Source organism: Alcanivorax sp. IL2 (assembly GCF_047495475.1).
GTDB lineage: Bacteria > Pseudomonadota > Gammaproteobacteria > Pseudomonadales > Alcanivoracaceae > Alcanivorax.
In genome coordinates this window covers 870,446-883,855 of the sequence record NZ_CP179932.1, presented here as the reverse complement: position 1 = coordinate 883,855, position 13,410 = coordinate 870,446, and the positions used below count along the sequence as shown (strand labels likewise).

The 13,410-nt window shown below is 58.0% G+C and carries 12 protein-coding genes; 6 read left to right on the top strand and 6 right to left on the bottom strand.

Translation table 11 applies throughout. From position 1 onward, the window contains the following. Positions 1-36 precede the first annotated feature (36 nt). Positions 37-330: a hypothetical protein gene (locus ACMG4N_RS04125; RefSeq protein WP_035250560.1), complete on the bottom strand. Its 294-nt coding sequence runs from the start codon at positions 328-330 to the stop codon at positions 37-39. A gap of 138 nt (positions 331-468) precedes the next feature. On the opposite strand from ACMG4N_RS04125, the gene ACMG4N_RS04120 reads away from it, so the two are divergent. The 4 genes from ACMG4N_RS04120 (at position 469) to ACMG4N_RS04105 (ending at position 3,696) form a co-directional block, all read left to right on the top strand. Next, on the top strand, positions 469-891 hold the full coding sequence (locus tag ACMG4N_RS04120) for a PaaI family thioesterase (protein ID WP_035250562.1): 423 nt from the start codon (positions 469-471) through the stop codon (positions 889-891). A gap of 191 nt (positions 892-1,082) precedes the next feature. Next, positions 1,083-1,532, top strand: coding sequence for a response regulator (locus ACMG4N_RS04115; protein ID WP_035250564.1), 450 nt, complete (start codon positions 1,083-1,085; stop codon positions 1,530-1,532). A gap of 45 nt (positions 1,533-1,577) precedes the next feature. Continuing rightward, on the top strand, positions 1,578-3,023 hold the full coding sequence (locus tag ACMG4N_RS04110) for an ATP-binding protein (RefSeq protein ID WP_232222154.1): 1,446 nt from the start codon (positions 1,578-1,580) through the stop codon (positions 3,021-3,023). Beyond that, positions 3,013-3,696, top strand: a complete 684-nt coding sequence (locus tag ACMG4N_RS04105) for a DUF6901 family protein (protein WP_035250567.1) — start codon at positions 3,013-3,015, stop codon at positions 3,694-3,696. Before ACMG4N_RS04110 ends, ACMG4N_RS04105 begins: the two co-directional genes overlap by 11 nt. Positions 3,697-3,722: 26 nt before the next feature. Here the strand turns inward: ACMG4N_RS04105 and ACMG4N_RS04100 are convergent, their stop codons facing one another. Then, the gene (locus ACMG4N_RS04100; protein WP_232222155.1) at positions 3,723-4,784 is read right to left on the bottom strand and encodes a transporter substrate-binding domain-containing protein; all 1,062 of its coding nucleotides are present in this window, start codon (positions 4,782-4,784) and stop codon (positions 3,723-3,725) included. 29 nt (positions 4,785-4,813) lie between these two features. Here ACMG4N_RS04100 and ACMG4N_RS04095 point away from each other — a divergent pair, with 29 nt between their 5' ends. Further along, positions 4,814-5,284: a hypothetical protein gene (locus ACMG4N_RS04095; protein WP_414432948.1), complete on the top strand. Its 471-nt coding sequence runs from the start codon at positions 4,814-4,816 to the stop codon at positions 5,282-5,284. 321 nt (positions 5,285-5,605) lie between these two features. Here the strand turns inward: ACMG4N_RS04095 and ACMG4N_RS04090 are convergent, their stop codons facing one another. Then, the gene (locus ACMG4N_RS04090; protein WP_414432947.1) at positions 5,606-8,683 is read right to left on the bottom strand and encodes an efflux RND transporter permease subunit; all 3,078 of its coding nucleotides are present in this window, start codon (positions 8,681-8,683) and stop codon (positions 5,606-5,608) included. Between the two features lie 12 nt (positions 8,684-8,695). Next, positions 8,696-9,856, bottom strand: coding sequence for an efflux RND transporter periplasmic adaptor subunit (locus ACMG4N_RS04085; protein WP_414432946.1), 1,161 nt, complete (start codon positions 9,854-9,856; stop codon positions 8,696-8,698). Between the two features lie 123 nt (positions 9,857-9,979). On the opposite strand from ACMG4N_RS04085, the gene ACMG4N_RS04080 reads away from it, so the two are divergent. Beyond that, positions 9,980-10,627, top strand: a complete 648-nt coding sequence (locus ACMG4N_RS04080; RefSeq protein WP_277672507.1) for a TetR/AcrR family transcriptional regulator — start codon at positions 9,980-9,982, stop codon at positions 10,625-10,627. A 229-nt stretch (positions 10,628-10,856) separates the two neighbouring features. Here ACMG4N_RS04080 and ACMG4N_RS04075 read toward each other — a convergent pair whose 3' ends face one another. After that, entirely contained in the window at positions 10,857-11,819 is a 963-nt protein-coding gene (locus tag ACMG4N_RS04075) for an outer membrane beta-barrel protein (protein WP_414432945.1), read from the bottom strand. Between the two features lie 110 nt (positions 11,820-11,929). Further along, complete coding sequence (creD, locus tag ACMG4N_RS04070) at positions 11,930-13,297, bottom strand: cell envelope integrity protein CreD (RefSeq protein WP_414432944.1); 1,368 nt, start codon at positions 13,295-13,297, stop codon at positions 11,930-11,932. Between the last annotated feature and the right edge of the window lie 113 nt (positions 13,298-13,410).

Here is a 13,410-nt window from a genome sequence, read left to right as displayed (position 1 = left end):
GTCGCGCTCAGGCGCGACACGGGGTCGGGAAAACGATCAGGCGATGGGAGGGCGGAACGGATTGTCAGCCGGGGCATCCGGCAAGGGAGGGCGCAGCGCCAGCACCCGGGCCGGCGGTGCGGGCAACCGTGCGGGGGCGCAATCCGCGCTGGCCATGAAACCATGGCACTGGCAGCAGTGATCACCACCGGCATCGAGCACATCCAGCTGAGCGGGAGCGGCGTCGAGCTGCTCCATGGCCACGTCGGCATCGTGCTCATGATGCATGGCATCAAGCACCAGCACGTGTGTGCAGATGATCAGCAACAATGTCCAGACCAGTGCTTTCATGGTGCCAGCCGTGGGTTAAGGGGGTTCTACTATGCGAATAGTGAAGACCCCGGTCAAGGGATTTAGTTTCATTCGGTCATTCACAGCCCGCATCGCACGAGGCAGAGTAATAGCCCCCTTTACCTGACGAGAGAGACCATGAGCCGCCTGGAAGAAGTCCATGATTCCGTTCTTGCCCACCCCCTGCATAGCGCCTGCGAGCTGGAATTGCTGAGCGCCGGCGAAGGCCGCAGCGAGGTGCGTTTTGCGGTGAACGATTTCACTGCCAATCCCATGGGCGCCCTTCACGGCGGCATTGTCTATGCACTGATGGACGTGGCCTGTTTTTTTGCGGTGGTGCCGTCGCTGTCCGAAGATCAGCAGCCAGTCACCGTCGAAACGCACAGCAGCGTCCTGCGTGCCGCCATGAAGGGCGAAAGTGTGGTCATCCGCGCCCGGCTGGATCGACTGGGCCGCACCCTGGCAGCCATGCGCGCGGAAGCCCTGGCGGTGAATGCCAGCGGCGAAGAGCGGCTGATTGCCACCGGCTCGGTGACCAAGGCCATTACCACTGTCCGCTAGCGACGATTTTCCGAAATCGGGACATCCCTGACCAACGGCAGAACAGGCAGCATGACTGGGACACAGCACGGCCTGCCATCAATTGTCAGCACCGACACCGGCGAGTATCGTCAAAGATGACGGCCCGGCGCAGCCTCCCCCAATGCATTATTTAGCACTGCGCCCACAAGGCCAAGGATGAGGATCGCGATATGTATCAGGTCATGCTTGTCGATGATGAGGATTACATCCTCAAGGCCCTGAAGCGCACCATCAACGCGTACACCGACTGGGACGTGGAAACCTACCAGGATCCACGAGAAGCCTTACGTCGGGCACGCACTACCGTTTTTGACGCGGTCATTACCGATTACATGATGCCGGAGATCAACGGCCTGGAGCTGTTGCAGGAACTGCGCGATATCCAGCCGGATACCATCCGCATCCTGCTCACTGGCGTGATTGATATTGAAACCGTCATGTCCGCTATCAACAAGGCCGGCGCATTCCGTTTTATTCCCAAACCCTGGGATGACGAACAACTACTCGACAATATTCGTGAAGGACTGAAGTTCCGGGATATTCTTCTGGAAAATCGCATCCTGGCGGAAACCGTTCGCGAACAGAAAAAAACCCTGCGCAGTCTTGGCTATGAAAGCTGATCACGGCTAGCCAAATACGGGAAGGCGTTTTCCATGGAAAGCATCATGAACAAAACCGATATCGGTTTCGGCATGGAGGCACAAGGACTGTTCCTGGTCTCCTCCACTGTCATTCTCCTTATCATTATCTTCTTTCTCTATAAAACCTATCGCACTTCCATCAATGTGGAAGCCAAGCTGTCCGAGTTCGCCTCCCTGACAGACAACCGTTTCGGGCGCAAAATGCATCTGATCGAGGTCAATGCGGACGAATACAAGCTCAACAAAAGTTTGCTTGGGCCTCTGGCACGTATCATTGATGAATACTGTGTGCTGACCACAGACAGCCAGGGCACCATCACGTTTGCCAATGGCAAGTTCCTGTCACTCAGCGGCCATACCTTTTCCCATCTGGTCAGCAAAAACGAAAGCATCAATCATCCACAAGGCCATGACAGCTGCCTCCCCATCATGCAGTGCAAGCATGCGGAGAACGGTGTCTGGAATGGCGAGGTCTGCAATCAGCGCGCGGATGGCAGCCTTTACTGGATGAACATGTTCCTGTTCCCGCTTTCCTATATTTCGGATGAGGACGATGGCTACATTTACTTCGGCACGAACATTACCGATATCAAGACAGAGAACAATCAGCTGATCCAGGAGGTCAAGGAGAAGGACCAGAAACTAAGCCATGTGGAAACCATGCTACTGCACTCTGAAAAAATGGCATCCCTGGGCACTATCTCTGCGGGCATTGCTCATGAAATCAACAACCCGATTGCCATGCTGTCATCCAACCTGAATCGCTCTCGGGAATATATGGATGCCATGTCGAAAGTGATCAGCGGTCTGCAGAAACGCATCAGCGAAGAGAAATTCGAGCAGTTTCTTCAGGCTGAGACCAAACTGAAAATTGATCACAAGAAACTTCGCTTTATTCTGGAAGACCACCCCGCGCTGATTGATGAAACCAGCGAGGGCATTGAGCGCATCAAGCAGATCATCCGCGACTTGAAAAACTTCTCTCACAATCAGCCGGAATTCTTTTCACCTACCAACATTGCCACCTGCATCGCCACGTCGCTGAATCTGGCCAAGCACGAGCTGAAAAACCGTATCAATGTCACCCATACCAACCTGGAAACCCTGCCATTGATTCCTGGCTCGGAAAGCCAGCTTTCACAGGTTTTCATGAACCTGTTCGTGAATGCGGCACAGGCTATAGAGGGCAAAGGCACCATCACCATTACCGCGGACTATGACGATCAGTGGTGCACCTTGAAGGTGGCCGATGACGGGCCCGGCATAGCCAGCGAGACGCTGGAGCAGATCTTCGAGCCTTTCTACACCACCAAACCCATCGGCAAGGGAACCGGGCTGGGGCTGTCGATTTGTCATGACATCATTCGCCATCATGGCGGCGCCATGACCGTGGAAAGCCACCCAGGTACGGGTACGGCTTTCTTTATCAAGCTGCCACTGAAACAGTCTGAAAAAGTTCATGCAGCCTGATTATGCGTACACCCTCACCACACCGGAAGGCGGGCAGCAACGCATTGCCATCGAGCTCGTCGATGACACCATTGCCATACCGGACAGTTTCACCCCGCCTGCATGGGCAGAGCTGACTTACCATCAGTGCAGCCACTGCCCGCTGGAAAAAGAGACGCATCGCTATTGCCCCATCGCGCTCAACCTGGCTTTTCTGCTGCCGGAGTCGGCGCTGGGTGACTCTTTTCAGCCGGTTTCCGTGCAGGTGGAGACGCCACAGCGGCAGTACAATCAGACCAGCACTCTACAGCGGGCGCTCAGCTCTCTGTTTGGTCTGATTTGCGGTCTCAGCGACTGCCCACACACGCGTTTTCTGCGCCCGATGGCCAGATTCCATCTACCGCTCAGCAATCAAACGGAGACCCTGGTGCGCACCGCCAGCTTGTATCTGCTACAGCAGTATATGAATGGCCATCAGGAGAACGACAAGTCACTGGCAGATCTCAACGCGCGCTACGCAGCGCTCAACGAGTTGAACCGTTGCTTTACCAAACGTTTGCGCGGCAAACGTCAGTCCGATGCGCCCATCAATGCCCTAATACTGCTACACGTGACGGCCCGGGAAATGCATTGGAATCTGGAGGAGGAACTGGCAAGCCTGGCGCCGCTGTTTGGTGATGACAGCGACGCCTGAAGCTTGTTAGTGACGGGGGCTCAGGACTACTGGTCTGCACCAAGATAACGATTCAGCACCAGCCGCCAGTCCTGAGAAGGCACGATATCAAGCATGGCCTGATCAATAGGTTCACGCAGCTGGCTGCCATTCGCCACCGCGAACGCATAGCTTTCCTCGCGTACCAGCTTGGGCAACACCAGCACCTGGGAGGTTTCCCGTTCGCGCAACATGTAGCGCATTACCGGGGCATCTGCCACGAGCGCGTCCACCTCACCAAGCACCACCGCACGCATGGCCTTTTCCAGGTTCGGGTATGGGCGGTAGTTGAGCCCTTCGCCCACCAGCCATTGCTCGCCACTGGTGTTTTCCACGACCGCAGTGTCCACCCGGGGCAGATCACCAGCCCCGGCCACCCGGGTCTGCAACTGGTTGACGGTGACGCTGGAGGCGATGGCGGCGGTGAAACCGGAAATGGTGATGATGCTGACGAACATCCACACCAGCCCGATAACGCGCCCGGCGGCACTGACCGGTGCCTTGTCACCATAGCCCACGGTGGTCATGGTCACTGCCGACCACCAGAAGCCGCTGCCGATACCCTGGCCCACGGAACCACCGAACTGTTCCGGGTTTTTCTTGCGTTCAAACAGCCACACCAGCAGCCCTACCAGCAGCAACACCAACCCCAGGGCGAGCACCGCGGAGAAGAACTTCCAGGAAAACAGACCTTGCAGGGTGGTCATCCAGCCGCTGGCTTCGGTGCGCGTGGCAATACCCAGGCCGCCCCGATACATGGGCTGGGTGAAGTCCAGCCGCCGCTCCCGGTCGGCGGTGACACTGATCGCGCCAATGGCCACATCCGCCTGGCCCAGCTCTACCGCTGCCAGCATGTCGGACACCGTCTTGTAGGGGCGGAAGCGGTATTCATAGCCGGCCTGCTCGGCGATCTGTTCCCACAGCTCAACGCTGACACCATCCCAGCGATCACCATTCTGGAAACTGAATGGCGGCGAGGCCTTCACTGCCACAGTGAGTGGTGCGGCACTGGCGCACGCCACCCACATGCACAGGCAAGCCATCAGCAAAACACGTATTCTTGTTCTCACAGAGATCCCTCCATTTCATACACGATGCCATGCCTGACCGACTGACATACCCTATTCTTTTGCTGCTGGCCGGCACGCTGTCTTTATCGCAGGGTAGCGGGGCCCATGGCTTTCTGCCAGACGAGATCCCCATGGCGGCGGGCACGGCACTGCGAAACCCGGTGGATTTACCTATCCTGGCGGCGAGTTTTTACAATTCCTGGACGCCAGCCCGCCTCGAGATCCCGCATCAACACAGTGTGCGGTTAAGCCTGACAAACCTCAGTGATGATTGGCACCTGTTTGCTCTGGGAGATGACACTGCCCTGCGCGATCAGGATCTGATCCACAAGCTGATGCCCGATCTGCGCAAGGATTACCCCAACACGCGCCTGAGCGAGCCGGGCACGACGGTAACCTTGCCATGGCGATTTGACCGGGCAGGAACCTTCACCCTCCGTTGTGTGAGGGCGGCACATCAGGTTCGGAGCGAGGCGCTGACTATCGAGGTTGCACCGTGATAACCCAGTTGCGAGAGATGAGGAGCGAGGAGCGAAAACCTGACTTCGCAACTTGCAGATTTTGACTTTCGAAACTCGCTTCTCGTGACTCGCCACCGTTGGGTGATCGCGCCGCGAGCGGCGCTCCTACAGGGGTGAACCCTGACTGATTGCGTAGGGTGCACTGAGCCTAAGGCGAACTGCACCGTTCGGGCGTTTGATAGTGCAGTTCGCCCTAGGCTCAGTGCACCCTACCTTTTGAAAAACCGTGGGCATTTGCGCCACAAAAAAAAGCCCCGGCAGTACCGGGGCAAGGGGAAGCCGGTGATGACCGGCATTTCATCAGCGTTCGTTGTGTGTGGCTGTTGCGTGCTCTTCCTTGACCCGGAACCAGGCGGCATAGAGCGCCGGCAAGAACAGCAGGGTCAGTGCTGTTGCTACGATCAACCCACCCATGATGGCCACCGCCATGGGGCCAAAGAAGACGCTGCGCGACAGCGGAATCATGGCCAGTACAGCGGTCAGCGCGGTGAGCACGATGGGCCGGAAGCGGCGCACGGTGGATTCAATGATGGCATCCCAGGTGCTGAGCCCCTGGTCCATGTCCTGGCCAATCTGGTCTACCAGAATCACCGCGTTACGCATGATCATGCCGGCCAGCGCAATGGTGCCGAGCATGGCCACGAAACCGAACGGCTTCTGGAAGATCAGCAGGAAGAAGGTCACACCGATCAACCCCAGCGGCGCGGTGATAAACACCATCAGCGACAACGGCATGCTGCGCAGCTGCAGCATCAGCAAAGTGATCACCACAAGGATGAATAGCGGCATACCGGCGTTCACTGATTTCTGCCCGCGAGCGGATTCCTCCACGGTGCCGCCCACTTCCAGCAGGTAGCCCGGTGGCAGATCGGCACGCACCCCTTCCAGTTGCGGCATGATCTGGCTGACCAGGGTGGCCGGCAGGGCATCGTCCTTCACGTCGGCAAGAATGGTCACCGTGGGCAGGCGATCGCGATGCCAGATGATGCCTTCCTCGAAACCATACTCCAGGGTGGCAATCTGGTTCAGCGGAACGCTGCGGCCGCTGTCGGTCTGTACCGCCAGGTTACCGAGCAGCCCCAGGGCGTGGCGTTCGTGGCTGTCGCCGCGCACTTCCACATTGATCAGCTCGTTATCTTCCCGGTACTGACTCACTGCCACACCCGACAGGGAAGCCTGCAGGGCAGTGGACAGCTCCGCAGTGGTGATACCCAGGGTTCGTGCACGATTCTGGTCCACGTTCAGGCGCACCACCTTGCTGGGTTCTTCCCAGTCCAGATGCACGTTCTGGGTGTGGGGATTATCGCGGACATGTTCCGCCACCCGCCGGGCCAGCTCACGAACCTGGGGAATGTGCTCCCCGGAGACGCGGAACTGCAATGGGTAGCCCACTGGCGGGCCGTTTTCCAGCCGCGACACACGGGTACGGACCATGGGGAAATCCCGGTCAAGGATCTCTTCCAGCCAATCCATTACCTGTTCCCGCTCCTCGATATTGCGCGTGAGGATCACGAACTGGGCCACCGATGCTGCCGGCAGCTTCTGGTCCAGAGACAGGTAATAACGGGGAGAACCACTGCCCATGTAACCCACGTAGTTATCTATCAACTCGTTCTCACCAAGCATGGCTTCCAGACGCAGGGCCTGCTCCTGGGTGGCGGTGAGCGAGGCGCCCTCCTCCAGCTTCATGTCGACCATCAGTTCCAGCCGGTTGGACGACGGAAAGAATTGCTGGGGCACCAGACTGAACAGCAGCAGGGAAAACACGAAGATGCCCACGGTCAAACCAATGACGGTTTTGCGGTAGCGCACACACCATTCCACCACCTGGCGAAAGCGATTGTAGAAGGGTTTCTGATAAGGGTCGTGCACGTCACCACTGGCATCACGTTTCGCCAGGTTCGGCAGCAGCTTTTCACCCAGATAGGGCACAAACACCACGGCAGTAATCCAGGAGGCCAGCAATGCAATCGTCACCACCTGGAAAATCGAACGGGTGTATTCGCCGGTACTGGATTGTGCTGTGGCAATTGGCAGAAAGCCGGCAGCGGTAATCAGGGTCCCGGTGAGCATGGGGAAGGCGGTACTTTTCCAGGCAAAGCCAGCGGCCTTGATGCGGCTGAAGCCCTGCTCCATTTTGATCGCCATCATTTCCACAGCGATGATGGCGTCATCCACCATCAGGCCCAGCGCCAGCACCAACGCCCCCAGCGAAATCTTGTGCAGGCCGATGTCGAAATACTTCATCGACACGAACGTCATGGCCAACACCAGCGGAATGGAAAGAGCCACCACCATGCCGGTACGCCAGCCCAGCGAGAAGAAACTCACCAGCAGCACGATCACCAGAGCTTCCATCAGCACCTGAACAAATTCACCCACTCCGGCTTCTACTGCCGCCGGCTGGTCGGAGACCTTGCGCAGTTCCATACCCAGCGGCAACGACAGCTGTAGCTCCCGAAAGGCCTGATCCAGATTCTCACCAAGAGCGAGAATATCGCCGCCGTCTTTCATCGACACAGCAATACCAATGGCATTTTCGCCCATAAAACGCATGCGTGGCTGAGGCGGATCACTGAAGCCACGATACACAGTGGCAATGTCGCCCAACTTGATGGTGCGATTGTCCACCTGGATGGGGAAGCGGCGAATATCTTCCACGCTGGTGAACTCCCCTGACACTCGCAGGCGTACGCGGCTGCTGGGGGTTTCAAAAAAACCGGCGTCGGCCACCGCATTCTGTGACTGCAACGCCTGCTGCACGGTAACCAGGGGGATGCCCAGGGACGCCAGCTTGGTGTTGGAGATTTCCACCCAGATCTTTTCGTCCTGCAGGCCGACCAGCTCCACCTTGCCCACGTCGTCCACCCGCTGCAGGGCAAGCTGCAGGCGGTCGGCGTAATCTTTCATGATGGCGTAGTCGAAGCCGGGCCCGGTGAGGGCGTAAATATTGCCGAAGGTGGTGCCGAATTCGTCGTTAAAGAAAGGCCCGCGCGCATCCTGGGGCAGGGTATGGCGAATATCGCCCACCTTTTTGCGCACTTGGTACCACAGGTCCTTGATCTCCTTGGAGCGCATTTCGTCACGCGCCATAAACATGACCAGCGACTCACCCGGACGGGAATAGGACGTGATGCGCTCGAAGTCGCCGGTTTCCATCAACTTCTTTTCGATGCGCTCAGTGATCTGCCGGGAGACCTCTTCAGCGCTGGCTCCGGGCCACTGAGTATTGATGGTCATCAGCTTGAAGGTGAACGGTGGATCTTCACTCTGCCCCAGGCTGCCATAGGAGATCGCTCCCATGACACCGAGAAGAAGCATGGCGTAGAGCACCAGAGCGCGGTTCTTCAGCGCCCATTCCGAGAGATTGAATGACATGGTGGCGCTCCCTTATTGGCTCTCGGTCTCGGCGTCGACATCCGTTTCCGGGCCAGCCGTATCAGCACTCGCCAACTCGATCTGTCGGTTCTGGCGATCCACGGGGATGACCGTTTGCCCTTCACGCAACAGATGGGTGCCTGCTGCTACCACCCAGGCATCCGCCGGCAGGCCGGACAGTACCGGCACGGTTTCCGAGCTATAAGGGCCGGTTTCCACCGGGGTTTTCACCAGCGAGGCGTCATCGGGATTGACCACCCACACATAGCGCTGGTCCCCTTCCGCCGTGACCGCCGGCAGGGGGAGAGTGAGCACGCCATTACCGGCGACACCGCTGGCAACCACCCGTGCCGACTGGCCCAGGTCTGCGCCCACATCATCGTTGTCGAAGGCCACCCGGGCTTCAAAGGTCCGCGAACGAGGATCCGCGGACGGGGACAGCTCACGCAGGGTGCCGGGGAACACCTTGCCCTTGCGCGACCACAGTTCGATGGCCACCGGCATGCCGATCACAAAGCGCCCTACATCCTGCTCCGGCAGATCGATACGCACTTCCCGGTCGCCATCCACCGCCAGCACAAACACCGGCTGCCCGGCGGCGACTACCTGGCCGGCTTCCGCCCGGCGCTGGGCGATCACCCCATCCTGGGGCGCTTGCAGGGTGGCGTAGTCGGTCTGGTTGCGGGCTACATTCAGGTTGGCGCGGGCCTGGCGCAACTGGGCCTGGGCCGCATCGAAACGACTCTCTACCGCATCGTACTGGGAGCGGCTGATCACCTGGCGTTCCAGCAGTGCCTGATGCCGATCCAGCTCGGTGCGGGCCAGCTTGTGGTCCGCCTGGGCGGAGGCAAAACGGGCACGGGCCGCATCCAGCTGCAGGTTCACATCATCGGTATCGAGGGTGGCCAGCACATCGCCCTTGCTGACGCGATCGCCCACATCCACCTTGCGCTGGCTGATCTTGCCGGCAATGCGAAAGCCCAGCTCCGGCTCGTAGCGGGCGCGGACTTCGCCAGGGAAAACATCCTGGCTGGCCCCGGCGGTCAGCGGCTGGACCACCAGCGCCGGACGCGGCGCCTCGGTTTTCCCAGACTCTGCATCGGAGCAGCCTTGCAGGCCGAGAGCCCCCACGGCTCCGACAATCAGCCCCGGTATCAACAGTGAACGAAACATGGCAGCTACCCTCTAGCCTTGCTAACCCGTGTATCCCTCGAAAGCCACCGACGGCGGCCTTCCCAGTATGCTATACTGTCCAGTATAGTAATTTTATTAAACTGAACCGTCCAGTATTGAAATATGACCGAGATGACAGACACCTCCGCCCCTGCCGCCCGTGGCCGCCCCAAGGATCCGGCCAAGCGTGCCGCCATTCTGGATTCCGCCAAGAAACTCTTTGTTTCCCAGGGATTTGCCGGCACCAGCATGGATGCAGTGGCCAAGGAGGCCCGGGTCTCCAAGCTGACGGTTTATAGCCACTTCAGCGACAAGGAAACGTTATTTTCCGCCGCTATCGAGGCGAAATGCCAGAATATGCTGCCGGTGCCGATCTTTGCATTGGACGAAAGCCAGCCCCTGCGCACCACCCTCACCAAGATCGGCCTGGCCTTTCTCGAGTTGATCCACAGCCCGGATGCCGTGGAGCTTCAACGGCTGATGAACAGCCAGGCCACCCAGGACCCGGAAATGTCTCGGTTGTTTTTCGAGGCGGGCCCGCAACGCACCCTCACCGCCATGGAAAATCTGATCCGCAGCGCCAACGCCTCCGGTCAGCTTGACGTCAGTGATCCCAAGCAGGCATCGGAAAACTTCTTTGCCCTGTTGCAGGGCTGCCAGCACATGCGGGTGATGATCGGCTATCAGCAGCCGATGACTGCCAGCGAAGCCCAGCCCCATGCGGAACAGGTGGTGGAAGTGTTTTTGCGGGCATACGGGAAAGGCAATTAATAATTAACAGTGAATAGTTAATAGTTCGCGCAATAGCACTTGTCGATACTGGAAACAAAGAGGCCGCGTTCCTCAATGACGGAGCGCGGCCTCTTTTTTTTAAAACCCAAAAGTTACTCGATCACTAAACCGGTGAAAGAAAATTTTCCGTTGACTGATAAAGATGGAAGTATTTTTCCTGGAGCAAGAAGAAAAACGGGATCCGCAAGCGGATCCCGGGCCAGGATGATCAGAAGGATTTTCTTACACCAATTGAGAAGTGATCGTAATCCAGATCAAGTTTATCGTTGTCGATCTCGAGTTCGTGGGTCGCATCAACGTACCCCAACACCAGCTCGGGCGCATCCGGGGCGAAGGAGATGGCCACATCCAACCCCAGCAATTCCGGGTCAATATCCAGGGAGTCCCCACCGATCTTGGTATCCGTCTCAGCCATGTTGTACCAAAGTGATGCGGTCACCATTTCAAAGTTGGCACGGGCGCCGACTTCCAGGCCATACCCCTCACCAGCAATGCCAATGAACGTTGGCCGGCTGAACCCGACTGCACCATAAAGGTCGACCATATCCGCCACCGGGATATGCGCACCAACACCAATAAACGTCATGTCGTTAAACACGGCATTATCAGTATCACCCAATGCAAAACCCAGGTCATCCTCATAGTCCAGCGACAAATGCCGGCCCATGACCATGACATAGTCACCGATTTCGAACCCGCCTTGCAGACCGAAACCCTGTTCAAGATCAAACGACTCGGACAGACCACCCTCGCTAACTTCCGAGTCACCGGATACCACATAGTCGAACTGCACGTAGTTGAAAGAAGGCGCTTCAGCCATGGCAGTCTGGCTGATGGCGCCGGCAAGCGCGGCAATCGCAAACACTGGAATTTTCTTATTCATGACTTTCTCCCTGATTAATAAAAGTGAACCAAGGCCATCCTGAGCCCGTTCATGGACTCCCTTGGTCCGCGTTAAGTAGTAACCCAATTGTAAAAAAACCGCAATATTCACAAGATTGCCTTTGGAGCCGAATTGATGGGTGGGTTTCGCGTTATCAAAAAGGCTCCACAGACCTGCGGAAAACAGGACCTCCAGGGGACCGATGGAGTGCTTTGAATATCTCCCGGCCTCGGCGCCTTGCCCCCAGCTGCCACCAGATAACACCCAGCCAAACAAGCGCGTCACCATCGTTAGCGTTTCCGGCAAGGGCCTGCTGGGTCAGGCGTAGAGCCCGCTCCAGCAAACCGCGACGGTGGGCGGGAAAGCGTCGACTGGCGCGCAACAACCGTGCAATGCGACTACTGCTCATGCCAGTCATCCTGGTCGTTTTTTGCTTTTGCCATGGCCTTGCCGGGGACGGCAAAGGCATACCAGTCAAGGTGTCGGGTAACGACCATAACCAGGGTCAGGGCAGCAAACAGCAACAGGGCGCCGAGTAGCAGGGCATAGTCTTCTGCCATCAGGATGCCGTAGATCAGGCCCTGTACCAGTAGCAAACTGACGGCAAAGATCCAGCCGGCTTTCGGTGATCGCAGTACGGCCATCAGGTAGACGCCGATCAGGGCACAGCAGGAAAGCGCCGCCACCAGGTAGGCCAGGGCAAAATCAATATGCTCGCTTAACGCCACCAGCAACAGATAGAACATGGCCAGCGCCAGACCCACCAACAGATACTGCATGGCGTGCAACGGGTAACGACGCAAGATCTCGAACAGGAAAAAGGCGGCGAAGGTCAGCCCGACAATCAGGTAGCTGTATTTCAGGGCCCGCTCGCTCGACAGCAAACCGGTTACCGGCTGCACCAGTCTTACCCGCAGGGCCTGACTGGCATCACCACAGGCACCATCACCCCTGGCACAGAGAATGGCACTGGCCGCTGCCAGGCTGTTGGTGCGCCACTGGCTGGTGAAACCATCCGCATTGATCTCTCTTTCCACCGGCAATACCAGCCCTTCGAAGCTGGGGTGCGGCCAGTCAGCGCGCAAGCCGATGCGGGTTTCTTTCGCCAGCGGCAAGGCAGCGAGGGATTCGGTACCGTTCAGGTTCAGGCGCACCTTGACGGTAAAGGCACCGGCCAGATCATCGGGCAATTGCACTGCCACCGCGTTGGCGCCCAGACCGGACGGCAACTGCTCGGTTTCCACCAACGGCAGGGGCACATCGTTAACCAGAATTTGCGGACGCTCCACCAGACCGCGCAGGTCGCTGATTTGTAGCACCAACAACGAGGGCCGCGACGCCAGGACTTGCTCCGCCTGTTTGATTTGCTGCCAATTGGCCGGAAACACCGCTTCCAGATGTAACAGGCTGCGATAGACCGGCGTGCCGTAGATGCCCCGGTAACGCATCTGCGTCTGTAGCTGGCCATCCACATTCAGCACATCAGGGATCTGACTTTCCAGTACGGTGCGTTTTTCCACCACGGTACAGCTGTCGCCGCGACGACAGTCCGCCTTCTCCACCAGTTGTTTGCGGACCCGCTGGGTAACAATCACCGGGCCACTGATCTGCTGCTCGCCACTGACCTGACGGGCGATCTGTTGTTTTACCTGCCAGGCTTCCTGGCTACGGTCGATAACCTTGTCCTGGATCATCAACAGGGGAATCACCAGCACCATGAGCAGGCCGGCAATGGTGAGCATCTTCAATAACAGGTTGGGTCGCATGGTTCCTCTCCCTCATTTGGAGAGGCCAGTTTGCGTAGTCAGCTTGGGGGTTTTGTGGGGATTGTGTGGGGGCAGGAGAGCGGCAAGCGTCAAGCTACAAGGAAAATCAAACC

Coding starts and splice junctions, on each gene's coding strand:
- ACMG4N_RS04125 (WP_035250560.1), bottom strand. CDS start 330: ATGAAAGCACTGGTCTGGACATTGTTGCTGATCATCTGCACACACGTG.
- creD (WP_414432944.1), bottom strand. CDS start 13,297: ATGCGACCCAACCTGTTATTGAAGATGCTCACCATTGCCGGCCTGCTC.
- ACMG4N_RS04105 (WP_035250567.1), top strand. CDS start 3,013: ATGCAGCCTGATTATGCGTACACCCTCACCACACCGGAAGGCGGGCAG.
- ACMG4N_RS04095 (WP_414432948.1), top strand. CDS start 4,814: ATGCCTGACCGACTGACATACCCTATTCTTTTGCTGCTGGCCGGCACG.
- ACMG4N_RS04120 (WP_035250562.1), top strand. CDS start 469: ATGAGCCGCCTGGAAGAAGTCCATGATTCCGTTCTTGCCCACCCCCTG.
- ACMG4N_RS04085 (WP_414432946.1), bottom strand. CDS start 9,856: ATGTTTCGTTCACTGTTGATACCGGGGCTGATTGTCGGAGCCGTGGGG.
- ACMG4N_RS04090 (WP_414432947.1), bottom strand. CDS start 8,683: ATGTCATTCAATCTCTCGGAATGGGCGCTGAAGAACCGCGCTCTGGTG.
- ACMG4N_RS04075 (WP_414432945.1), bottom strand. CDS start 11,819: ATGGTGACGCGCTTGTTTGGCTGGGTGTTATCTGGTGGCAGCTGGGGG.
- ACMG4N_RS04115 (WP_035250564.1), top strand. CDS start 1,083: ATGTATCAGGTCATGCTTGTCGATGATGAGGATTACATCCTCAAGGCC.
- ACMG4N_RS04080 (WP_277672507.1), top strand. CDS start 9,980: ATGACCGAGATGACAGACACCTCCGCCCCTGCCGCCCGTGGCCGCCCC.
- ACMG4N_RS04110 (WP_232222154.1), top strand. CDS start 1,578: ATGAACAAAACCGATATCGGTTTCGGCATGGAGGCACAAGGACTGTTC.